The organism is Nocardioides sp. (genome assembly GCF_047606145.1).
Taxonomy (GTDB): Bacteria; Actinomycetota; Actinomycetes; order Propionibacteriales; family Nocardioidaceae; genus Nocardioides.
Map to the genome: position 1 here is coordinate 1 of NZ_JASGET010000006.1, position 22742 is coordinate 22742.

The following is a 22742-nucleotide window of genomic DNA, read 5'->3' on the forward strand; positions in this document are numbered from 1 at the left end:
CTCCGGCGCCGAGGCCGCTGCCGCGGTGGCGACGGCGCGGCACCGGGCGGCCGCCGGCACTGGTGCGGTCCTGATCGGCCTCGCGGCGCGGGCCATCGAGGTGAGCGTCGAGTACACCTCGGCACGCCGTCAGTTCGGGGCCCCGGTCGGCAGCTTCCAGGCGGTCAAGCACCACCTCGCCAACGCCCAGATCGCCGTCGAGACCGCGCGCCCCGTCGTGGAGGCGTCGGCGTGGGCGCTGGCCGCCGGTGACCCCGAGGCGCCGCGCCTCGCCTCGATGGCGAAGGCGACCGCCAACCAGGCCGCCCGGATCACCGCCAAGGCGGCTCTTCAGGTCCACGGCGCCATCGGCTACACGATGGAGGCCGACCTGCACCTCTACCTGATGCGGATCTGGAGCCTCCTCAACGCCTGGGGCACCACCGAGGCTCACCTCGACCTGGTGGCCGCCACGCTGGTCCGGTAGGCGCCGGGAGATGCGTCAGCCGGTGACGACCATCGCGGAGCCGTGGCCGAAGAGACCGTGGTTGATGGCGACCGCCGCATGGGCGTTGTCGACCTGGCGCTGGCCGGCGTCGCCGCGCACCTGGAGCGTCATCTCGACGACCTGGGCGATCGCCTGCGCGGGGACCGCCTCGCCGAAGCTGGCCAGGCCGCCACTGGGGTTGACCGGCAGCGAGCCACCGAGTGCGGTGACACCGTCGTGCAGCAGGCGCTCGGCTTCGCCAACCGGGCACAGGCCCAGGTGCTCGTACCAGTCGAGCTCCAGCGCAGTGGAGAGGTCGTAGACCTCGGCCAGCGACAGGTCGTCGGGCCCGATCCCCGCCTCGGCATACGCCGTGAGCGCGAGCGTGCGCTTGAACGTCTCATCCGGTGCCGACACGCCCAGGGTGGAGTCGGAGGCGAAGTTGGGCATCTCGATGATGTCGTGCGGGTAGGTCGGGGAGTGGGTCGCCAGACCGGCCAGCTTGACCGGGGTGGACGGCGCGAGACGCCGCTCGGCGTACTCCATGCTCGTCACGACGAGCGCGGCCGCACCGTCGCTGGTCGCGCAGATGTCGAGCAGGTGCAGTGGCTCGGCGACGTACGGGCTGGCCAGGACGTCGTCCTCGGTGACCACTGTGGTGAACCGGGCGTTCGGGTTGAGCGCGCCGGCACGGCTGTTCTTCGCCTTGACCTTGGCGAAGTCACGCTGGGTCGCACCGTAGAGCGAGATCCGGCGCTGCGCGTAGAGCCCGAAGTACGTCGGGTTGGTGGCGCCCAAGAGCCGGAACCGGAGCCAGTCCGGATCGGTGCCGTCGCCGGAGCCGAACGGTCCGAAGAACCCGTCCGGAGCCACATCGGCACCCACCACCAGCGCGACGTCGCACAACCCGGCCAGGATGTGCGCGCGGGCCACTTCGAGGGCCTGAGCGCCCGACGCACAGGCGGCGAACGAGCTGCTCAGCCGGCTGCCGTTCCAGCCCAGGTCCTGGGCGAACGCGGCACCGCTGACGAGACCCGGGTAGCCGCCACGCCAGGTGTTGGCACCCGCCACGAGCTGGACGTCGGTCCAGTCCAGGCCGGCGTCCGCCAAGGCGGCCCGGGCCGCAACACGGCCGTAGTCGAGGAACGACCTCCCGAACTTGCCCCACGGGTGCATGCCGACGCCGGCGATGGCGACCGGAGCCACGTTCTGATCCTGCCTCATCGGGCACGCTCCTCATCGCCGGGGAGGTCGGGGTTCTCGGAGTCCTCGGCACTCCAGCGCCACACCAGCTGGATGCCGCTCTCGTCCTCCAGCAACGGCTCGGATCGCAGCGAGACCCAGTCGCCGACCTCGATGGCTCGGCTCGCGGGGCTCAGCTGCCCGAGGACCACGAGGCCGTCGGCCTCGAGCTCGACCGCGAGCACGGTGTAGGGCTCGAACGGCTCTGCGGCGACGTACGGCGCAGGCGGCTGGTAGTGGTTGCGGGTCCAGGACCAGACCCGACCCCGGTTCGCCAGGGCGTGCGGTTCCAAGGTCTCGCTGGAACAGCCCGGGTTGCGGCACGCGTCGAGCGTGGGCGGGAAGAAGATAGATCGGCAGGCGGGGCAGGCCAGGCCGGTGAGCCGGACCTGGTCGGCGTCGAACCAGGTCGGGACGGCCGAGCGGGCGGTTGTCATGAGCGGACCTCGCCTTGCGGTGTCTGAGCAGGTGTGCCGGCAGCGGCGTCGGAAGCGGCGTCCGGGGGAAGCAGCGGGACGAATCCGGCCCGCGCGGTGAGCAGGGTGTCGCCGTACTCGTCGAGCCGCTCGATCAGGCCGTCGCGGAAGGTGTAGACCCAGCAGTAATCGTTGCGGTACTCGCCGCCGTCCAGCCGCTCGGCGGTCATCAGCTGGCGTACGACGGCCATGTCGCCGTCGACGACCACCGCCGTGATCTCACGCTGGATGGTGTCGACCTTGAGTACCTTGTGGGTCGTGCCACCGGTCAGTGCTGCGACGACCCGGTCTCGGCCCCGGAACGGCTTGGGCCGGATGCTCAACGGTGGGTGCCAGGTGACGTCGTCGGCCAGCTGTGCTGCGATCGCGCCTGCGTCGTTGCGGGCCCTTGCGTCGTTGAACTGCAGGACCAGCTCGCGGGTCGCCTCGGTGGCGCTCATGCGGAGGCCTCTGCGCTCGCGGCCTCGGGCGTCTCGACGAACTCCGACGGCTGGAACCAGCGGGTCCGGCGCCAGTATTCGGCGTTGGTCCAGGGGATGTTGGTGACGATCCGGCCCTTGGAGTTGCGGTAGTAGGTGGTCATCCCGGGGTGGGTCCAGATCGACCCGGACAGGGCCTCGTCGAGATCGTCGTTGTAGCGCTCGAAGACCTCGGGGCGGCACTCCAGACTGCTCAGCCGGCGCTGAGCCATTCGTTTGAGCGCCTGCAGGACGTACCGCACCTGCATCTCCACGCTCAGGACGTGGCTGCCGCCGTGACCGGCGTTGGTGTTCGGTCCGTAGAGGATGAACAGGTTGGGGAAATCCGGCACCGTCATCCCCAGGTAGGCGCGGGCGTCGTCGGTGCCCCAGGCCTCGCGCAAGGTGACACCGCTCCGGCCGACGATCTCCATCGGGGCCAGCATGTTGAGCGTCTGGAACCCGGTGGCGAGCACGATCACGTCCGCCGTGCGGCTCTCGCCTGCGGAAGTGATCACCTGGTTGCCCTCGATCGTGGCCACGCCACGGTCGATCAGCTCGACGTTGTCGCGCAGCAGCGCCTCGAACCAGCCGTGGTCGAGGAGCGGGCGTTTTCCGTACGGCGGGTAGGTGGGCGTGCACTTGGCGACCAGGTCGGGGCGCCCAGGAAGCTGACGCTCGATGTAGCCGGTGAGGAACTTGCGGTGCCGCTCGTTGTCGGCGTTGATCGACCTCTCCTGGTGCGGCCACTCCGGGTCGATGCGGAGCATCGGGTGGAGCCGATCGCCGAAGTTCCAGGCGGCGCGCAGGCGGTACCAGGCGAGGTAGCCGGGATACTCGGCCATCAGGAACTGCTTGGCCGGCTCGACGGGCACGTTGGTGTTGGGGTTCGGGATGATCCACTGCGGCGAGCGCTGGTAGACCTGCACCTCACCGGCGATCCCGGCGATGGCCGGCACGAGCTGCATCGCCGAGGCGCCGGTGCCGATGACCGCGACACGCTTGCCGGTCAGGTCCAGCCTCTCGTCCCAGGCGGCGGTGTGCACGACTGGCCCGGGGAACTCGTCCAGGCCCGGGATCGCGGGGTGGGCTGGCCGGTTGAGCAGGCCGACGGCCGAGATGACGACCCGGTAGCTGGCCTCGCGGCGGGTGCCGTCCGGGCCGCGCAGGATGACGTGCCACCGCTGATCCTCGTTGGACCAGACTGCTCGCTCCAGCTCGGTCCTGAAGATGGTCTTCTCGTTGACGCCGTAGCTCTGCGCGAGCTCGTGGAGGTAGTCCCGCACCTCGCCCTGTTTGGCGAAGTAGCGCGGCCAGTCCGGGCGCTGGGCGAAGGAGAAGGAGTAGAGGTGCACCGGCGTGTCGACGCCGCAGCCCGGATAGATGTTCTCCTGCCACGTCCCACCGGGCGCGGGGTTCTTCTCGATCACGGTGTACGGCACCCCGGCCTCGGCGAGGCGGATCGCGGCGCAGAGGCCGGAGAAGCCGGTCCCGACGACCAGCACGTCGGTGGCCTCCTCGCCGTTCTCGGCGTCGATCACCGGAGTGGCGCGGGAGACGACGCCGAGTTCCTCGGCGAAGAGCTCGTTCTGGATCTCGGGGACGTGCTCGCCCAGGACACTGCTGAGGATGTGACCGACCTCGGTCGGCGTGAGCGGTTCGGCGGGCTTGAGCTCGCCACGACGCTGCGCGAGGGCGACGTCGGCGGCAAGCTCACGCAGCTCGGCCTGGACCGCCTCGGAGAGCCCGGCATGGTCGTGGTCGCCGGGCCCACGGGTCTCGGTGGGCCGGAAGCGCCCTTCGAGCAGCGAGAAGTCACCGGTCAGCTGCACCACGCAGGCCAGCAGGGTGGGGAGGTTCGCGTGCTCCAGCGCCGCCAGGAGATGGCGCTCGAAATCCGTATCCGAAGCCTGGGTAGCGCGAGCATGCGCTGCAAGTTGGGTCACGAGGCGTCCGATCTGTGTAGCAACGAACCGACTCCCGACGGGAGAGGTAATTTGAAACTAGTAATATCAGAACTAGTCGAAGCGGAACAAGAGTTCCTTGACGCCCTGTTTCAAAATTCGCTGCCGGTGCCTCAGGCGAGCGCTGTGCAGGCTCCCTCGGCCATCGCGCACAGCTGGGCCGGGAGGTCCTTGATGCGCCGTACGGTGCGAGGGCGCGAGGTGTCGGACGAGATCAGTCCGTGGATCGCGCGCACGGTCGCGGCCAGCTGGTCGCGGGGGTGGCCGGGGTAGCGCGCGTCGAGGGCCTGGATCCAGCGGTCGATGTAGGTGCGCTGGCGCCGGCTGAAGCGGCGGTGGTGGTCGCCGGTCAGTGCGGCCTGCTCGCGTTGCCAGATGATCGTCAGCTCCGGGTTGTCGAGGACGTACTCCACGTGGATGCCGATGAGGTGTCGCAGTTCCTCATCCGGGTCTGGCGCCGGGTCGCCGACACGGATCAGGAGGGCGTCGATGAGTCGGTCGAAGAGCGCTGCCAGCACCTCGTCCTTGCTCGAGAAGTAGCGATAGATCGCCGACCCGGTGATCCCGGCCTCCTTCGCGAGTGCGTCAACGCCCGTTCCGTCGAAGCTGCGCTCGGCGAAGAGCTTGGTGGCCGCGGTCAGGATCTCTTCTTCGCGTGACATGGGGGAATGGTAGGCCCGTCGACCTCGATCGGTCGCTTCTGCGGCCTGCGCTGGGTGAGATATGACAAGAACGATCGTTTCCAAAACGGCCGTCCTGGTGCTAGCGTCCGAGCACACCCTGCGAATCGCGGCGACCCCAGGAGGTCAAGAGATGGGATACCCACTGCCGGGCGGCAACTCACTGCGCGGACCTTTCCAGCCGATGCGCTTCGAGGCCACGGTCAACGAATGCATCGTCACCGAGGGAGAGATCCCCAAGGAGCTCTCCGGTGGCTTCTATCGCGCCGGACCGACCTGGCGTCGCCCCACCAAGCAAGGCAACAACCCGCTGATCAGCATGGACGGCATGATCCAGGGTCTCGTCTTCGACAACGGCCGCGCCGACTTCCGCAACCGGTGGGTGCGGACGCCGAAGTTCCTCGCGGAGGAGCGGGCCGGGCGTGGTCTCTTCGAGTGGACCGACGGTGGCTTCGGTGACTGGCGCGACCACGCGTACGGCGACGTGGTGCGCGATGAATACACCACCGGCGTGCCGCAGGGCACCAACAACATCAACATCTTCCCGTTCGCCGGCCAGATGCTGGCCAGTGGCGAGCAGGGCGGTCCGCCGATCGCGATCGATCCGATCACGCTGGACACCATCGGCGTGGTGCCATGGTCGACCAAGCTGTCGCCCGGCATGCACGAGAAGTCGACGTACGGCGACGCCTCGTTCACCGCTCACCCCAAATGGGACCATGAGACCGGCGTGCTCTACGGCTGGAACTGGCGCGACACCTCACCGTACGTGACGATCCACATCGTGCACCCCGACGGTGCGGTGGAGTCGCGCGACCTGCACGACGCCCCCTACAACACGGTGGCCCACGACATCTGGCTGACCCAGGACTGGATCGTGATGCCGTTCCAGCCGTTCACCGCCGACAAGCTGCAGATCACCGAGAAGAAGCTCGGCATCTGGGGTTGGAACCGGGAGCTCCCGATCATCATCGGCCTCATCCCGCGCCACGACCTGCAGGGCGAGATCCGCTGGATCCACACCGACATCCCGGCCGAGTACGTGATGCACACGATGTCGGCGAATGTCGAAGGCGACCTGCTCACGCTGGACGCGCCGATCTTCAACCGGCCGCCGTTCCCGTTCCCCGAGGACTTCGCCGAGGGTGAGGACGTGGCCCTCTTCTTCTCGGTCTCCCGCAGCTTCCTGGGTCGCTGGACGATCGACCTGACCACCGGAGCCGCGAAGACGGAGCAGCTCTCCGATCGTCCCTCGGAGCTGCCGAAGGTGGACGAGCGCTTCTATGGCAAGGGGTACGAGTTCGGCTTCCAGGTCGGTGGCGTGGTCAAGCGCAACGGCATGTCGATGAACAGCCTGGTGATGACGAACATGCGCACCATGGCGGAGCAGGTCTACCAGATCCGCAGCACCGAGGCGGCGGCCGTCCTCGAGGGCACCTTCGCGCCGCGGTCGCCGGACGCACCCGAGGGCGATGGCTACATCATCGTGCCGGTCTCGTGGTGGGCCGAGAAGCGCGGCGAGTACCTGATCTTCGACACCCACGACATCACCAAGGGTCCGGTGTGCCGGATCGAGCTGCCGTTCATGCTCGGGTGGACGCCGCACGGTCATTGGATGGACTTCCGCTGATGACCGGCGCCAGCGCGCCGGAGAGTCTCGGGGGAGGGCACGTCGTACAGCCACCGTACGGCGACTGGGACCGGTGGCAGCGGTGGGCCGCCGAACAGCCGGCCTCGCTCGGGCTCGGCCTGACGGTGCAGGAGATCGAGGACGGGTGCGCGATCTGCGGACTGACCGAGTCCGTACTGCCGCTCAACCCGAACGGTGCCGCGCACGGTGGCCTGGTGGCGGCCCTCACCGACCAGGTCGGGGCGCTGGCCACGGCGACCAGGGCTCCTGCCGGTCACGGGATCGTGACCGTCAACCTGAGCCTCGACTACCTGCGTCCGGCGATGCTGCCGCTGCGCGTCGAGGGCCACGTGCTCCGGTCCACCCGGTCGGTGATCTTCACCCGCATCGACGTGCTTCATGACGGTCGGCGTCACGACCAACTCTGCGCGACCGCGACCGGCAGCTGGCTGGTGCGGCCGTACTCCACGCCACCCGCTGAAGCGCCTGATGGCGCTGTCGCCACCGTCACCCCTGTCACCTCGGAACCGAAGGGCAACAGCTGATGTCCGCTCCCACCCTCGAGGCCTCGGCCAAGGCGGTCCGCGCCGATGTCCGTGCCGCGATCGCGGCGGCTCCCCGTTTCGACGCCCAGCCCGACGCCTGGCTCTTCGGCCACAACCCCGCCTTCACCGCCACGTTGGCCGAGCGCGGCCTGATCGGGATCACCTGGCCGACCGAGTACGGCGGCCGCAATGGCTCGGCCACGGACCGGCTGGTCGCCACGGAGGAACTGCTGCGTGCCGGCGCGCCGGTGGCGGCGCACTGGATCGCCGACCGTCAGATCGGCCCGGCGATCCTGCGCTACGGCAGCCCCGAGCTGCGCGCCGAGTTCCTGCCCCGCATCGTCTCGGGCGACTACACCTTCTGCCTGGGGATGAGCGAGACCGAGTCCGGCTCCGACCTGGCGGCCGTGCGGACCAAGGCGGTCCCGGTCGAGGGCGGCTACCGGATCACCGGCCGCAAGATCTGGACCAGCAACGCGCATCGTTCGACCCACGCGTACGTGCTGGCTCGGGTTCCCGGCGGGGAGAGCAAGTACGACGGTCTCACCGAGTTCATCGTTGACCTCGCCGCACCGGGGATCGAGGTGCGCCCGATCCGCGACATGGTCGGGGAGCACCACTTCAACGAGACGATCCTCGAGGACGTCTTCGTCCCCGCCGATCGGGTGATCGGCACGATCGGCGACGGCTGGAAACAGGTGACCGAGCAGCTCTCCTTCGAGCGCGGTGGTGTGGAACGCGTGCTGAGCACCTACCCGATCCTGGACCGGCTGCTGGCCGACGAGGCGATCGGCCTCGGGCGCGAGGCCGTCTTCGGGCGCCTCGTCGCCCGGCTGCACGCCTTGCGTGGGCTGGCGCTCTCCGTCGCCCGCACCGTCGACGAGGGCGGCGCGCCGGTCCGGCGGGCGGCGATGCTGAAGTACCTCGGCACGTCGTTCGAAGCCGAGGTTGTCGAGTTCGGACGCGACGTGCTGGGCGGCGTCGTCCGGCCCGACCGCAGCGCCCTGGACCGGCTCGTCGGGCAGGGCCTGACGCGCACGCCCGGCGCGACGTTGCGGGGTGGTACCACCGAGGTGCTGCTCGGCATCCTGGCGCGCGAGCGCTTCTCGATCGGGCCTGACGGCGACCTTGCGGCACTGGTCGACGAGGTGCTGGTGCCGCTGGCCACCGGCGAGCCCATCGCGGCGCCCGCGGACGTCTGGCACACGGCCGTCGAGCTGGGGTGGAGTGGTGTCGGGGTCGATGACGAGCGGGGCGGCAGCGGGGGAGAGCTCGCCGATCTGTCGACCATCGTCCGTGGTCTCGCCCGCGCCGGGCTGTCGGCGCCGGTGGGAGACAGTGCGCTCGCGGCCGCCGTGATCGCGGAGCGCACGGACGTCGACGTGTCGGTGCCGCGCGCGCTCAGCGTCGAACCCGGCCTGCGTCTGGAGACCACCGAGACCGGACAGGTGCTGAACGGTCGTGTTGAAGCCGTGTGCTGGGCGCCGTTCGCCCGTGAGGCGGTGCTGGCTGCCACCGGCGAGACCGGGCCGGTCCTCGTACGCCTCGCGCTGGACCAGCCGGGCCTCGGCGTCAGCCTCGCCGCCGACCTCGCCGACGAGCCGCTCGCTGACCTGACCCTGAGCGACGTCGCGATCCCCGAGACCGACGTCTTGGGCGGGACCGAGCTGGTCGCTCGCATCAGGGCGGCACAGCAGGTGCTCTGGACCGCTGGCCTGGTCGGTGCGATGGAGTCCGCCGTGGCGCTGGCCACCGAGCATGCGAAGACACGAGCCCAGTTCGGCAAGCCGCTCCAGGCCTTCCAGGCGGTGGCCCAGCATCTCGCCCGGATGGCGGCCGAGGTGGCCCTGTCCGAGCAGAGCCTGGGCCTCGCCATCGAGGCGACCGGGCGTCACGCTGGCTCGGCGCGAGCGCTGGCCGCGCATGTCCAGGCTGGCCAGAGTGCCGGCCTCGTCGCCAGCAGTGCCCACCAGGTGCTGGGCGCGATGGGCATGACCAGCGAGCATCGGCTGCACCGGGCGACCCTGCGACTCTGGTCGTGGCGCGACCTGCCACGCGGTGCCGAGACCAACGCCAGGGCGTTGGGTGGGTTCGCGATCAGCGCCTTGGCGGATGGGTTCTGGCAATGGCTGATCCAGGAGAGCGAGGACCTGAGGGGGGCTGCTTCATGAGCGGCGACGTACTGATCGAGCGCCACGGAACGGTCCGGCATCTGGTTCTCAATTCGCCGGAGCGCCTCAATGCGCTGAGCCGCTCGATGCTCGACGAGATGAGGGTCGCGATCGCGGAGATCGCCGACGACCGCGAAGCCAGCGTCCTGGTCGTCTCCGGTGCCGGGCGGGCCTTCTGCGCCGGTGCGGACCTCGTCGACCTCTTCGGTGAGACCTCACGTCCCACCGCCGAGCTTCGTGACGAACTGAAGACCGTGTACGCCGGTTTCCTCGGGCTGATGGATCTGCCCATCCCGACCATCTCCGCGGTCCACGGGGTCGCCGTCGGGGCGGGCGTGAACATCGCGCTGAGCTGTGACGTCGTGCTGGCCGGCCCGCGAGCTCGTTTCGCGGTCACGTTCGCCGAGATCGGACTCCATCCCGGCGGTGGGTGCAGCTGGTTCCTGGCCCAGCGGATCGGCGCCAGCCGAGCTCTCTCGGTGATCCTGTCGGGTGAGACCGTCCAGGGCGGTGAGGCGCTGCGGATCGGTCTGGCCACCGAATGTGTGGACGACCCGGTGGCCGAGGCGCTCGCGCGCGCCGAGCACTGGGCGACCCGCGACCCCGGCCTGCTCCGTGACATGAAGCGGGCCGTTCAGCTCGCCCGAGGTGGCGAGCTGCGAGACGTCCTCGAGTTCGAGTCCTGGGCGCAGGCCTCGGCCGTCGGCAAGCCTCGTTTCAACACCTACCTGGAGAGGTTCCGCTCATGACCCCCGCACAGATCGTCACCGACTTCTACACCGCGCTCGCTGCCCGCGACCCCGATCGGATCCGGGAGCTTGCCGACCTCGGCTTCGCCGAGGGGATCAGCGCGCAGCTCCCGGCCTCACTGCCGTACGGCGGTGAGGTGAGCGGCCAGCGCCGACTCAGCAAGATGTTCCAGGCGATGGCCCGCGGTGGTGCCGAACTAGGACCGCGCGACCTGCGCCTGACCTCGGTCATCGACGGCGGGGAGACGGTGGCGGCGAGGATGCGGTTCGACTACGCCCGGCCCGACGGCGTGATCGCCAGCAGCGCCGTGGAGGTGTGGTCGTTCCGGGACGGCCGGGCCACTCGGATCGAGGCATACTACGATGACACCGCCGCGCTCGTCGCCGAGTAGCGTGCAGCGAGGCGCTCGAATCGGCAGGAACGCCGTCAGCGGTTGCTCGCATCGCAGAAGCCGACACGATCGTTGTCACCGACATCGAGGACGCGAGGCTGCGGACTGTCGGTCGATCAGATCCGGGTGAGCGCCACCCGCGCAGTCCTGATCGGCCGTCGACGGGGCAGGCACTCGGTCCGTCCGGTCGGTCCGGCTCAGCGCGCGTCCTGCTGGGGGAGCGCCTCACGACACAGCTCCAGCGAACGGCGCAACGCGGCGGCCTCGGCGTCGCTGAGCGGCGCCAGCATCCGCTTCTCCAGCGCCGTCACCTGGGGCCGGACCCGGTCGAGCAGCTGTTGGCCGGCGGGGGTGAGGGCGATCACCAGCCGGCGCCGGTCGGCCGGGTCGCGGTGGCGTTCGATGAGTCCGCGGTCGAGCAGCGCGGTCACCATGTCGGCCATGCTCTGCGCGGTGACGAAGGAGTGCCGGGCCAGGTGCGCGGCGGTGAGGTCGGTGTGGCGCTCCAGCACCGTCAACGCGGTGTACTGCAGCGCCGTCAGGCCCTCCGGCTTCGAGAGCTCCTCCAGCTCCGCGCGTACGGCGAGCTCGACCTGCTTCATCAGGTAGAGCAGCGTCGGCGGTGCGGGCCGGGGCCGGTCATCGCTGGTCTCGCTCACACCCGCGATCATTCCAGCCCCAGCACACCGGCCGCATTGTGCGTGAGGATCCCGGGCAGCAGCGTGGGATCGATGCCGAGCGCCTCGAAGTCGGCCAGCCACCGCTCCGGGGTGATCAGCGGGTAGTCGCTGCCGAAGAGCACCTTGCTCCGCAGCGTGCTCCCCGCGGCACGGACCAGCTCGGGCGGGAAGTACTTCGGCCGCCATCCCGACAGGTCGATGAAGACGTTGGCCTTGTGGGTGGCCATCGAGATCGCCTCGGCCTGCCACGGCACCGACGGATGCGCCAGGATCACCGTCAGACCGGGGAAGTCGGCGGCGACGTCGTCGAGCAGCAGCGGATTGGAGTAGCGCAGCTTGATCCCACGCCCGCCCGGCAGCCCGGCGCCGATGCCGTTCTGCCCGGTGTGGAACAGCGCCGGCACGCCGAGCTCCTCGAGGGCGGCCCACAGCGGCGCGAAGGCCGGGTCGTCGGGGGAGAACGCCTGCAGGCTCGGATGGAACTTGAACCCCCGCACGCCGTAGGTCCCGACCAGGTCGCGCGCCCGCCGTACCGCCTCGGCTCCTTGATGCGGATCGACGGAGCCGAACGGGATGAGTACGTCGGCGTGCTCGGCGCAGGCCACCGCGATCTCCTCGCTCGGCAGCGCCGGATGACCGGTCGCGGTGCTCGCGTCCACGGTGAAGACCACCGCGGCCATGCCGGCGGCGCGATAGCGCTCGGCCAGGTCGCTCACCCGCGGCGTACGCGACTCGCTGCCCTTGAAGTACGCCGCCGAGGCGTCCATCAGCTCCTGGTCGAGGGAGTAGTGGGCGTGGCCGTGCTCGTCGTCGTGGCGTTCCACGTGGACATGGACGTCGAGGGCGCGGATGGACCCCAGGTCGATGCGCGGCTCATAGCGGACAGGGGTGCTCACCGGGGTGCCTCTCGCAGTCGGGACTTGAGCAGCTTGCCGGACGCGTTGTGCGGCAGCTGGGAGACGAAGACGATCGACCGGGGCAGCTTGTAGCGCGCCAGCCTGCCGTCCAGGTGGGCCAGCAGGCCGGCGGCGTCCAGCTCGCTGCCCTCGTGCCGTACGACGAACGCCCGGCCGACCTCACCCCAGGTCTCGTCCGGGACGCCGATCACCGCACACTCGGCGACGGCGGGATGGGTGTGCAGCGCCTGCTCCACCTCGGCCGGATAGACGTTCTCGCCGCCGGAGATGTACATGTCGCCCAGCCGGTCGACGATTCGCAGATAGCCCTCGTCGTCACCGATCGCGACATCGCCGGTGTGCAGCCACGGCCCGTCGAAGGTGCGCTCGGTGGCGGCCGGGTCCTGCCAGTATCCGGGGGAGACGTTGGGTCCGCTGACCAGGACCTCCCCGGGCTCGCCGGCCGCGGCCTCCGCGCCGGCACCGTGCTGGTCCGGGTCGTGGCCGCCTGCGTCGCGGCCGTCGGCCCGCACCACCCGGACGTCGGTGAAGAAGCACGGGGTGCCGGCGGTGCCCAGCTTGCGGACGCCATCGGCGGCCCGCAGCATCGTCGTGCCCGGCGAGGCCTCGGTCAGGCCGTAGCCCTGGATGATCATCAGGCCCCGGTCCAGCCAGGTGCGCAGCAGCGACTCCGGGATCGGCGCGCCGCCGCTGAGCGCGAGGCGGAGGCTGTCCAGATCGGCCTCGGCGAAGCGCGATGCCGCGGCCAGGGCGAGATACATCGAGGTCACCCCGAAGAGCAGGGTGACCCGTTCGGTCTCGATCAGCTCGATCGCCCGGACCGGGTCGAACTTCGCCTCGATCAGCGCCGTGCCGCCCTTGAGGATGGTGGGGAACAGCACCTGGTTGAGCGCCGCGGTGTGGAACAGCGGCGCGGTCACCAGTGCCACCTCCTCGCTGCCCAGATCGACGTCGACGAGCAGGTTGTAGACGTTCCAGATGACGTTGCCGTGGGTCAGCATCACGCCCTTGGGCCGGCCGCTGGTGCCGGAGGTGTACTGGATCATGAACAGGTCGTCCAGGCCCACCTCCTCGTCGATCTCGTCGGGGTTCCCGGGGTCGTCGGCCCCGTCGGGCCGGGCCGTCCGGCCCTCCTCGCCCAGGCGGTCGAGCCCGGATCCGGCCGCCCGGGTGAAGCGGTGCGTCTCGATCCCCAGCTCGGCCACCGCCGGCGCCGAGGTCGGCGCGGCCAGCGCCTCCTCGACGATCAGCAGCCGAGGTCCGCTGTGGGCGAGCACGTAGGCCAGCTCGGGGACGGCCAGCCGGGTGTTCACCGGCACGAAGACGGCGCCGAGCCGCGCGGTGGCGAACATAGCGAGCACCAGCTCGACCGAGTTCAGGCCGAGGAAGGCGACCCGGTCACCCGGGCCGACCCCGCGCCGCCGCAACCGGTGGGCGAGCCCAGTGGCCGCCGTGTGCAGCTCCGCATACGTGGTCGCGACGCCGTCCTGGACCAGCGCCGGCCGGTGGGGCGTCATCCGCGCCCGGCGGCGGGTCCAGGAGCCGAGTCCGTGGTCCCTCATCGCTCGCCTCCGAGGTCGTCGAGTCCGGCGCGCGCCTTGAGCTCCAGCAGTTCGCGCAGGGCGCCGTCGCGCCGCCCGAGTACGTCGGCCTCCCGACCGCCCATCTCGGAGTCGACCCCGTCGACCAGCTGCTGGCGGAGCTCCGCGGTGAACTCCGGCTCGCCGAGGTCCGCCCACCACTCGACCATCGGCGGGCCCAGATGCTCCAGCACGTGCGCCAGACCGCCCGGTCCGCCGGAGAGGTGCTGGGTCGCGATCGGGCCGAGCAGCGCCCAACGCAGACCCGGGCCGGAGGCGACCGCCTGATCCAGGTCGGCGACCGAGATCGCTCCCCGGCGGACCAGGTCGTAGGCCTCCCGCCACAGCGCCGCCTGGAGCCGGTTGACCACGTGGCCGGGCAGCTCCGCGCGCACCCGGACCGGCCGTCGGCCGAGGCCGTTCATCGCGGTCATCGTGGCCGCGATCGCCTCCTCCGAGGTCGCCCGGCCGCCGACCACCTCCACCAACGGCACCAGGTGTGGTGGGTTGAACGGATGCGCGACCAGCACCCGCTCCGGGTGGCCGCAGGCGTCCTGGAAGGCGCTGGGTCCCAGCCCGGAGGAGCTGCTGGCGAGCACCACGTCGGGCGCCGTCGCGCCATCCAGGATCGCGAAGAGCTCGCGCTTGACCTCGACCCGCTCCGGCCCGGCCTCCAGCACCAGGTCGGCCTCGGCGACGGCGGCCGCCGGGTCGTCGTACGTCTCCAGGCGGTCGAGCGCCGTCTCGTCCGCACCCAGCTCGACCAGGTTGCGCGCCACCGTCTGCGGCAACCGGCCGAGCGCGGCCGCCGACGGGTCGGCGGCGCTGACCCTGAGCCCGTGGGCGAGGCCGAGCGCGACCCAGCTGCCGCCGATCGAGCCCGCCCCCACCACTGCTAGGGTGTCGATGGTCGTCCTCATGCCCTCATCGCTCCGCTCGTGCGTGACGCGGCCTCGGCCAGGAACGGGTCGAGCGCCGTGGGGTCGGCCAGCGCGTCCGGGCTGACCACCTGCTCGGGCGGGATGCCCTGCAGGATCCGCTTGACCGGCAGCTCGAGCTTCTTGCCGGTGAGGTTGCGCGGGATCGCCGGCACGCGCACGATCCGGTCCGGCACGTGCCGGGGGGAGAGCGCGCCGCGCAGGGCCGACCGGATCCGGCCCGCCGTCGCCTCGTCGAGCTCCCGGTCGTCGCCGTCGAGCACCACGAACAGGATCAGCTCGCCGTTGCCGCCGGTCGGGTCCTCCAGATGGACCACCAGGCTGTCGCCGACCTCGGGAAGTTCCTCGACGACGCGGTAGAACTCCGCCGTACCGAGGCGGACACCGCCGCGGTTCAGGGTCGCGTCGCTGCGCCCGGTGACCACGCAGCTGCCGTCCGGTTCGAAGACGATCCAGTCCCCGTGCCGCCAGACGCCGGGGTAGACGTCGAAGTAGGTCGCTCGCATCCGGCTGCCGTCGGGGTCACCCCACAGCCCGATCGGCATCGACGGCATCGGTGCCGTCACCACGAGCTCGCCGGGCTCGCCGATCACCTCGTGGCCGTCCTCGTCGAAGGCGCGCACGTCGACACCGAGCGCTCGCCCCGAGATCATCCCGGCGCGCACCGGCAGCAGCGGGTCGTTCTGCACCAGGCCGCTGCACACGTCGGTGCCGCCGCTGCCGACGTTGAGCTGCACCCGGGGGCCGAGCCGGTCGCCGATCCAGGCATAGCCCTCCGCCGGCAGCGGGGCACCGGCCGAGCCGACCGTCCGGATGCGCAGGTCGAGGTCGCTCAGGTCGAGGCCGGCGGACCGGCAGGCCATCACGAAACCGGGGCTCGCACCCATCAGGGTGGCACCGGTCTGCTCGGCCAGCCGCCACTGACAGCCCAGATCCGGATGGCCCGGGTCGCCGTCGATCAGCACGATGCTGGCGCCGACCAGCAGCCCGGAGACCAGCGCGTTCCACATCATCCAGGCGGTGGTGGAGTACCACAGCATCACGTCGCCCGGGCCGAGGTCCCAGGAGAGCGCATGGTTCTTCAGGTGCTCCACGGTGATGCCGCCGTGACCGTGCACGATCGCCTTCGGCTTGCCGGTGGTGCCCGAGGAGAAGAGCACCACCAGCGGGTGGTCGAACGGCACCGGGGTGATCTCGTGGATCGGCATGGTCGCGGCGGCGAGCAGCTCGGTCCACGAGTCCGCGCCCGGGACGCGCCACTCGCCGTAGGCGATGTCGACGACGTGCCGGACGCTCGGCAGCCCGGCCACGATCTCGGCGACCTGCTCGCGCCGGTCGACCGGCTTGGCGCCGTACCGATAGCCACCGGCGACCAACAACACCACCGGCTCGACCTGACCGAACCGGTCGATCACGCTGCGCGGTCCGAACTCGATCGCACAGCTGGTCCAGACCGCACCCAGGCCGGCAGCGGCCAGGAACGCGACCAACGCCTCCGGCGCGTTCGGCAGATAGCCGGCGACCCGATCGCCGGGGCCGACGCCGAGGTCCACCAGGACCCGGCGGGCCCGGGCCACCTGGTCGCGCAGCTCACCCCAGGTCAGGTCGAGGTCCGCCCGGGTCTGTGAGCGACCGAGGACCGCGACCGCGTCGTCGGCCGCGCCGGCACCGGCCAGGGCGTGCTCGGCGTAGTTCAGCAGCGACCCCGGGAACCACACCGCTCCCGGCATCCGCCGCTCGGCGAGTACGGCGGTGCGGTCACCGTGGTCGACCACCTCGAAGAAGTCCCAGATCGCCGACCAGAATCCGTCGAGGTCGGCCACCGACCAGCGCCACAGCGCGTCGTGGTCGCCCAGGTCGAGGCCACGGTGCCGTCGCAGCCAGGCCACGAAGCGCCCGATCTGGGTGGTCTCGAGCACGTCGTCCGGAGGGCGCCAGAGCACCTCGCCGGTGCTCACCGGGCGGTCGCCGGTGCGGGCGGTCCGGTCCTCGTCACCACCGAGGTGGTTCATCGGTCGGTCACCTTCGGCGCGCGCCCGTCGAGGAAGGCATGCATCCGCTGCTTGGCGTCGTCGGTGCCCTGCGCGATGGCGGCCATCATCGCCTCCATGAAGTAGCCCTCGCGCGGATTCGCCTCGGCGATCCGGGGGAGGGCCTGGATGATGGCGAAGTTGGTCTGCGGGGCGTTGTCGGCGATCCGGGTGGCGAGCTCCAGCGCCAGGTCGAGGCCGGCGCCGTCGTCGGCGACGTAGTGGGAGAGGCCGACGGCGGCGCCCTCCTCGGCGTCGTAGCGACGCCCGGTGAGCATCAGGTCGGCCATCCGGGCCGCGCCGATCAGGCGCGGGAGGCGTACCGAGCCGCCGCCGCCGACGAAGATCCCGCGCATGCCCTCGGGCAGCGCGTAGAAGGTCGAGCGCTCGGCGACGCGCAGGTGGGTGGCGGCGGCCAGTTCGAGGCCGCCGCCGATGACCGCTCCCTTCAGCGCCGAGACCACCGGCACCGGACCGAACTCGATCGCCTCGAAGGCACGGTGCCAGGCCCGGGAGTGGCGCACTCCGGCGAGGGTGTCGCGCTCGGCCATCTCCGCCAGGTCGAGCCCGGCGCAGAAGTGATCACCCTCGGCGGCGATCACCACGCAGCCGACCTGCGTCGGCAGGTCGGTGAAGAACCGCTCGATGCCGAGCAGGGTGGCGTCGTCGATCGCGTTCCGCTTCTCCGGGCGGCGCAGGGTGAGCACGGCGACCCGATCGGCGTGGGTGAGACCCAGGGTGGGCGGCAGGTCGAGCGGCGTGGTGGACACGTGGCCTCCGATAACAGTCAGGATTCCTGATTATTAGACCAAGGTCCCGGCGCCGGCGCAAGGGGGTCGGCGACGCCCGATCGCCGGCTCGGCTTCGTGGTGCTGGCCGGGCGCCGGTCCCGCACCGGCCCGGTGTGGGTGTGACGCCGACCTCGGCCTCCGGGTCGCGGTAGCGTGAGTGCCGGCCGACAACGCCCGTGGTGAGTGGAGGACGAGTGGAACAAGAGACCGGAGCGCCGTACGGCGAGGCGCAGCAGGTGCTGGCGCCACCGGCGAAGGCCGCGATCTTCCTGGTGCTGACCGTGCGAACCGGGTCCGAGCCGGAGGTCGGCGACCTCCTCGCCGACCTCTCCGGTCTGGTGCGCGCGGTCGGCTTCCGCTATCCCGAGGACGGGCTGAGCTGCGTGGCGGGCATCGGCGCGGGTCTGTGGGGACGGCTCTACGATGCACCGCTCCCGGCCGAGCTCCATGGCTTCCGTGAGATCGCCGGCGCGACCCACACCGCCATCGCCACCCCGGGAGACCTCTTCTTCCACCTGCGGGCCACCCGACTGGACCTGTGCTTCGAGCTGGCCCGGCAGATCGTCCTCCGGCTCGAGGGGCGGGCCGACGTGGTGGACGAGGTGCAGGCGTTCCGCTATTTCGACGAGCGCGACATGCTCGGTTTCGTCGATGGCACCGAGAACCCGACCGGTCGGGCAGCCGCGGCGGCGGTGACGATCGGCGCGGAGGATCCGGCGTACGCCGGCGGGAGCTACGTGGTGGTGCAGAAGTATCTGCACGATCTCACCGCCTGGGAGAAGCTCCCGGTCGAGGAGCAGGAGCGGGTGATCGGGCGGCGCAAGCTGAGCGACATCGAGATCCCCGACGACCAGAAGGCCTCCAACAGCCATCTCGCGCTGAACGTCATCGAGGACGCGGACGGCAACCAGCTCCAGATCCTGCGGGACAACCTCGCCTTCGGCCGGATCGGCGAGGGAGAGTTCGGCACCTACTTCATCGGCTACGCCGCCACCCCGGCGGTGATCGAGCAGATGCTGGAGAACATGTTCATCGGCAAGCCGCCGGGCAATCACGACCGGATCCTCGACTTCTCCACGCCGGTGACCGGCTGTCTCTTCTTCGTACCGACCGCCGGCTTCCTCGACGACCAGCCGCCGTTGCCGGCTGCCATGGCGGCCGAGGCCACCGATGACTCCGATGACTCCGGCGACTCCGGCGACTCCGGCGACTCCGGCGACTCCTCGCCGACCGAGGACTCCTCGCCCGGCTCGCTCGCCCCCGGCGACGGCTCGCTCGGCATCGGCAGCCTGCGCACCGTGCGCCGCCCCACCCCGTGAACGGCCGACCTTCCAAGGAGTAGCTCATGAACAACCTGCACCGCGAACTCGCCCCGATCACCGAGGATGCCTGGGAGCAGATCGAGGACGAGGTACGCCGAACGTTCAAGCGCAACCTCGCCGGTCGGCGAGTGGTCGACCTGGTCGGTCCGTCCGGGCCGAGGCTGTCGGCGGTCGGCACCGGTCACATCAAGACCCTGACGGCGCCGACGCCCGGGGTCCAGATCAGTCGGCGTGAGGTCCAGCCGCTCGTCGAGATCCGGGTCCCGTTCTCGGTCACCCGGGCGGCCGTCGACGACGTGGAGCGCGGTGCGCAGGACTCCGACTGGCAGCCGGTCAAGGACGCGGCCACGCAGATCGCCTTCGTCGAGGACCGGACCATCTTCCACGGCCTGGCCGAGGCCGGCATCGGCGGGATCGAGCCGGGCAGCTCGAACGCGGAGCTGGCGCTCCCGACGGAGGCCTCCGACGTCCCGGACGCGGTCGCCCAGGCGCTGAGCGTGCTGCGGCTGGCCGGGGTCGACGGGCCCTACAGCCTGCTGCTCTCCGCCGAGCTGTACACCGCCGTCGCCGAGACCACCGATCACGGTTACCCGATCCGCGACCATCTCGCCCGACTGCTCCCCGACGGGGAGATCATCTGGGCGCCGGCGCTGGACGGTGCGGTGCTGCTCTCCACCCGCGGCGGCGACTACGAGCTGCATCTGGGACAGGATCTCTCGGTGGGCTACCTGGCCCACGACGCCGAGCGGATCGACCTGTATCTCCAGGAGTCGCTGACCTCCTTCGCCTACACGGCCGAGGCCAGCGTGTCGCTGCGCTGAGCGCCGGCCGAACGGCCGGGCGGGCGTTTTCACAGGTTTCTTATCTTGACTCATTCAAGATAAGGCGCAAGACTCGGAGACGTGACGACCACCGCCGAGATCGAGCAACTACTGCGTGGCGCCGAGCTGCGAGTCACGCGTCCTCGGGTGGCCGTGCTGAGCGTCGTACACACGCTGCCGCATGCCGACACGGAGTCGATCCTGGGTGCCGTTCGGGCCGATCTGCCCGACGTCTCGCACCAGGCCGTCTACGACTCGCTGCACACTCTGACCGCCGTCGGCCTGGTGCGTCGCATCCAGCCGACCGGGTCGGTGGCGCGCTATGAGAGCCGGGTCGGCGACAACCACCACCACGTGGTCTGCCGGTCCTGCGGCGCGATCGCCGATGTCGACTGCGCCATCGGCGAGGCACCGTGCCTGACCGCGTCCAACGACGCCGGCTACGTCATCGACGAGGCGGAGGTCATCTACTGGGGTCTGTGCCCCACGTGCTCGTCCTCCGTCCGCACCTGACCCATCTGATCGTCTCGATATTGGAAGGAACCTTCATGACTAGCGAGCCAGCCCCCGGAAACGAGCATGGCGCGATCACGACCGACGACGAGGTGCCTGCCCCCGGTGAGGGGTGCCCGGTCGCGCACGGTGCGAACCTGCCGCGTCCCACCCAGGGCGATCCGAACCAGGTCTGGTGGCCCAACCGGCTGAACCTGAACATCCTGGCCAAGAACGCGCCGGCCAAGGACCCGATGGACGACGGCTTCGACTACGCCGCCGAGTTCTCCCGCCTCGATCTCGCCACGGTGAAGAGCGACATCGCCGAGGTGCTGACCACCTCGCAGCCGTGGTGGCCGGCCGATTTCGGCAACTACGGTCCGCTGATGATCCGGATGGCCTGGCACAGCGCGGGCACCTATCGCGTCTCCGACGGCCGCGGCGGGGCGGGCGCCGGCCAGCAGCGGTTCGCTCCGCTGAACAGCTGGCCCGACAACGTCAGCCTCGACAAGGCCCGCCGCCTGCTGTGGCCGGTGAAGAAGAAGTACGGCAAGAAGCTGTCCTGGGCCGACCTGATCGTGCTGGCCGGGAACGTGGCCCTGGAGACGATGGGCTTCACGACCTTCGGCTTCGCCGGTGGCCGCGAGGACGTCTGGGAGCCCGAGGACGACGTGTACTGGGGCTCGGAGACCGAGTGGCTCGGCACCGACAAGCGCTACTCCGGCGACCGGGAGCTGGAGAAGCCGCTGGGTGCCACCACGATGGGGCTCATCTACGTCAACCCCGAGGGCCCCGAGGGCGTGCCGGACCCGGTCGCCGCCGCCCGGGACATCCGGGAGACCTTCGGCCGGATGGCGATGAACGACGAGGAGACGGTGGCGCTGATCGCCGGCGGTCACACCTTCGGCAAGACCCACGGCGCCCACCCGGATGACAAGCTCGGCCCGGACCCGGAGGCCTCACCGCTGGAGAACCAGGGTCTCGGCTGGAAGAACGGCTACGGCACCGGCGCCGGTGCGGACACGGTCACCAGTGGCCTGGAGGTCACCTGGACCTATCACCCGACCCGCTGGGACAACGAGTTCTTCCACATCCTGTTCGCCTACGAGTGGGAGCTGATGGAGTCTCCGGCCGGTGCGCAGCAGTGGCGTCCCAAGGCCGGCGCCGGCGCCGACATGGTGCCCGAGGCCCATGGCGACGGCAGGCGTGAGCCGCGGATGCTGACCACCGACCTGTCGCTGCGCTTCGACCCGATCTACGAGCCGATCTCGCGTCGCTTCAAGGACAACCCCGAGGCGTTCGCGGACGCGTTCGCCCGTGCCTGGTTCAAGCTCACCCACCGCGACATGGGGCCGATCGAGCGCTATCTCGGCCCGGAGGTGCCCGGCGAGACGCTGCTCTGGCAGGACCCGGTCCCGGCGTCGACCGGCGAGCCGATCGGCGCGGCGGAGGTCGCCGCGCTCAAGTCCCGCATCGCCGAGTCCGGGCTGAGCCTCGCACAGCTGGTCTCGGTCGCCTGGGCCTCGGCCTCCACCTTCCGCGTCAGCGACAAGCGCGGCGGTGCGAACGGTGGCCGGATCCGGCTGGAGCCGCAGCGCAGCTGGGAGGTCAACCAGCCCGACGAGCTGGCCCGAGTGATCTCGGTGCTGGAGGGGGTCCAGGAGGAGTTCAACGCGGAGAGTGACCGCCAGGTCTCCTTCGCGGACCTGGTGGTGCTGGCGGGTGGTGTCGGGATCGAGCAGGCGGCTCAGGCCGCCGGTCACACCCTCGAGGTTCCGTTCACCCCGGGTCGTGGCGACGCGACCCAGGAGCTCACCGACGTGGAGTCCTTCTCCTACCTCGAGCCGGAGTCCGACGGCTTCCGCAACTACCTCGGCAAGGCGGCGACGCAGCCCGCCGAGTTCCTGCTGGTCGACCGGGCGAACCTGCTCGGCCTCAGCGCACCGGAGATGACGGTGCTGCTCGGGGGACTGCGCGTGCTGGGCGCCAACTACCGTGGCTCGCAGGACGGGGTGCTCACCGACCGGCCGGGTGCGCTGACCAACGACTTCTTCGTCAACCTCCTCGACCTCGGCAACACGTGGCGCCCGGTGGACGGCGAGGAGGGACGCTACGAGTGTGTCTCCGGCCAGACCGGGGAGAAGCTGTGGACGGGGAGCCGCGCCGACCTGCTCTTCGGCTCGAACTCCGAGTTGCGTGCCGTTGCCGAGGTCTACGCCTGTGACGACGCGGGCGAGAAGTTCGTGACCGACTTCGTCGACGCCTGGGTCAAGGTCATGGACGCGGACCGGTTCGACCTGCACCGCTGATCGATCGACATCACTGATCGGTCGCGGCGCAGCCGCTGACACATCCGCGTGATAGGTGTGGGCGTCGGGGTGAGGACTCCACACCCCGA

21 protein-coding genes are annotated in these 22742 nt (G+C 70.5%); 10 read left to right on the plus strand and 11 right to left on the minus strand.

What is annotated here, in order from left to right; translation table 11 throughout:
- The coding region (locus QM638_RS00300) for an acyl-CoA dehydrogenase family protein (RefSeq protein ID WP_415139928.1) at positions 1–466 on the plus strand (466 nt) is incomplete at its 5' end.
- A 15-nt stretch (positions 467–481) separates the two neighbouring features.
- On the opposite strand, the gene QM638_RS00305 is transcribed toward QM638_RS00300, so the two are convergent.
- The 5 genes from QM638_RS00305 to QM638_RS00325 form a co-directional block, all read right to left on the minus strand.
- Complete coding sequence (locus QM638_RS00305) at positions 482–1690, minus strand: lipid-transfer protein (RefSeq protein WP_415139929.1); 1209 nt, start codon at positions 1688–1690, stop codon at positions 482–484.
- Positions 1687–2145 carry a Zn-ribbon domain-containing OB-fold protein gene (locus tag QM638_RS00310; protein WP_415139930.1) on the minus strand — a complete coding sequence of 153 codons (459 nt, stop codon included), beginning with the start codon at positions 2143–2145 and terminating at the stop codon, positions 1687–1689. Before QM638_RS00310 ends, QM638_RS00305 begins: the two co-directional genes overlap by 4 nt.
- The gene (locus tag QM638_RS00315) at positions 2142–2624 is read right to left on the minus strand and encodes a nuclear transport factor 2 family protein (protein WP_415139931.1); all 483 of its coding nucleotides are present in this window, start codon (positions 2622–2624) and stop codon (positions 2142–2144) included. Before QM638_RS00315 ends, QM638_RS00310 begins: the two co-directional genes overlap by 4 nt.
- Positions 2621–4588 carry a flavin-containing monooxygenase gene (locus tag QM638_RS00320; RefSeq protein ID WP_415139932.1) on the minus strand — a complete coding sequence of 656 codons (1968 nt, stop codon included), beginning with the start codon at positions 4586–4588 and terminating at the stop codon, positions 2621–2623. The genes QM638_RS00315 and QM638_RS00320 overlap by 4 nt, the downstream gene beginning before the upstream one ends.
- A gap of 131 nt (positions 4589–4719) precedes the next feature.
- Entirely contained in the window at positions 4720–5268 is a 549-nt protein-coding gene (locus QM638_RS00325; protein WP_415139933.1) for a TetR/AcrR family transcriptional regulator, read from the minus strand.
- 151 nt (positions 5269–5419) lie between these two features.
- Here QM638_RS00325 and QM638_RS00330 point away from each other — a divergent pair, with 151 nt between their 5' ends.
- The 5 genes from QM638_RS00330 to QM638_RS00350 are packed head-to-tail and all read left to right on the plus strand — an operon-like array spanning position 5420 to position 10773.
- Complete coding sequence (locus tag QM638_RS00330; RefSeq protein ID WP_415139934.1) at positions 5420–6916, plus strand: carotenoid oxygenase family protein; 1497 nt, start codon at positions 5420–5422, stop codon at positions 6914–6916.
- Positions 6916–7461, plus strand: coding sequence for a PaaI family thioesterase (locus QM638_RS00335; RefSeq protein ID WP_415139935.1), 546 nt, complete (start codon positions 6916–6918; stop codon positions 7459–7461). The genes QM638_RS00330 and QM638_RS00335 overlap by 1 nt, the downstream gene beginning before the upstream one ends.
- The gene (locus QM638_RS00340) at positions 7461–9632 is read left to right on the plus strand and encodes an acyl-CoA dehydrogenase family protein (RefSeq protein ID WP_415139936.1); all 2172 of its coding nucleotides are present in this window, start codon (positions 7461–7463) and stop codon (positions 9630–9632) included. The genes QM638_RS00335 and QM638_RS00340 overlap by 1 nt, the downstream gene beginning before the upstream one ends.
- Positions 9629–10381 carry an enoyl-CoA hydratase gene (locus QM638_RS00345; protein WP_415139937.1) on the plus strand — a complete coding sequence of 251 codons (753 nt, stop codon included), beginning with the start codon at positions 9629–9631 and terminating at the stop codon, positions 10379–10381. Before QM638_RS00340 ends, QM638_RS00345 begins: the two co-directional genes overlap by 4 nt.
- Positions 10378–10773 (plus strand): nuclear transport factor 2 family protein, encoded by a 396-nt coding sequence (locus tag QM638_RS00350; RefSeq protein WP_415139938.1) that lies wholly within the window; start codon positions 10378–10380, stop codon positions 10771–10773. Before QM638_RS00345 ends, QM638_RS00350 begins: the two co-directional genes overlap by 4 nt.
- A 197-nt stretch (positions 10774–10970) precedes the next feature.
- On the opposite strand, the gene QM638_RS00355 is transcribed toward QM638_RS00350, so the two are convergent.
- From QM638_RS00355 to QM638_RS00380, 6 genes are read right to left on the minus strand one after another with little or no spacing between them, the layout of a single operon-like run.
- On the minus strand, positions 10971–11432 hold the full coding sequence (locus tag QM638_RS00355) for a MarR family winged helix-turn-helix transcriptional regulator (RefSeq protein ID WP_415139939.1): 462 nt from the start codon (positions 11430–11432) through the stop codon (positions 10971–10973).
- Positions 11433–11440: 8 nt separating this feature from the next.
- On the minus strand, positions 11441–12319 hold the full coding sequence (locus tag QM638_RS00360) for an amidohydrolase family protein (protein WP_415139948.1): 879 nt from the start codon (positions 12317–12319) through the stop codon (positions 11441–11443).
- Positions 12320–12345: 26 nt separating this feature from the next.
- Positions 12346–13932 carry an acyl-CoA synthetase gene (locus tag QM638_RS00365; RefSeq protein ID WP_415139940.1) on the minus strand — a complete coding sequence of 529 codons (1587 nt, stop codon included), beginning with the start codon at positions 13930–13932 and terminating at the stop codon, positions 12346–12348.
- Complete coding sequence (locus QM638_RS00370) at positions 13929–14870, minus strand: 3-hydroxyacyl-CoA dehydrogenase NAD-binding domain-containing protein (protein WP_415139941.1); 942 nt, start codon at positions 14868–14870, stop codon at positions 13929–13931. The genes QM638_RS00365 and QM638_RS00370 overlap by 4 nt, the downstream gene beginning before the upstream one ends.
- Positions 14867–16900, minus strand: coding sequence for an acetoacetate--CoA ligase (locus QM638_RS00375; RefSeq protein ID WP_415139942.1), 2034 nt, complete (start codon positions 16898–16900; stop codon positions 14867–14869). Before QM638_RS00375 ends, QM638_RS00370 begins: the two co-directional genes overlap by 4 nt.
- The gene (locus QM638_RS00380) at positions 16897–17688 is read right to left on the minus strand and encodes a crotonase/enoyl-CoA hydratase family protein (protein WP_415139943.1); all 792 of its coding nucleotides are present in this window, start codon (positions 17686–17688) and stop codon (positions 16897–16899) included. The genes QM638_RS00375 and QM638_RS00380 overlap by 4 nt, the downstream gene beginning before the upstream one ends.
- A 215-nt stretch (positions 17689–17903) precedes the next feature.
- Here QM638_RS00380 and QM638_RS00385 point away from each other — a divergent pair, with 215 nt between their 5' ends.
- The 4 genes from QM638_RS00385 (at position 17904) to katG (ending at position 22653) form a co-directional block, all read left to right on the plus strand.
- Positions 17904–19028: a Dyp-type peroxidase gene (locus QM638_RS00385; protein ID WP_415139944.1), complete on the plus strand. Its 1125-nt coding sequence runs from the start codon at positions 17904–17906 to the stop codon at positions 19026–19028.
- Between the two features lie 26 nt (positions 19029–19054).
- On the plus strand, positions 19055–19852 hold the full coding sequence (locus QM638_RS00390; protein WP_415139945.1) for a family 1 encapsulin nanocompartment shell protein: 798 nt from the start codon (positions 19055–19057) through the stop codon (positions 19850–19852).
- Between the two features lie 81 nt (positions 19853–19933).
- Positions 19934–20365 carry a Fur family transcriptional regulator gene (locus tag QM638_RS00395; protein WP_415139946.1) on the plus strand — a complete coding sequence of 144 codons (432 nt, stop codon included), beginning with the start codon at positions 19934–19936 and terminating at the stop codon, positions 20363–20365.
- Positions 20366–20400: 35 nt separating this feature from the next.
- Positions 20401–22653 (plus strand): catalase/peroxidase HPI, encoded by a 2253-nt coding sequence (katG, locus tag QM638_RS00400; RefSeq protein WP_415139947.1) that lies wholly within the window; start codon positions 20401–20403, stop codon positions 22651–22653.
- Positions 22654–22742 lie beyond the last annotated feature (89 nt).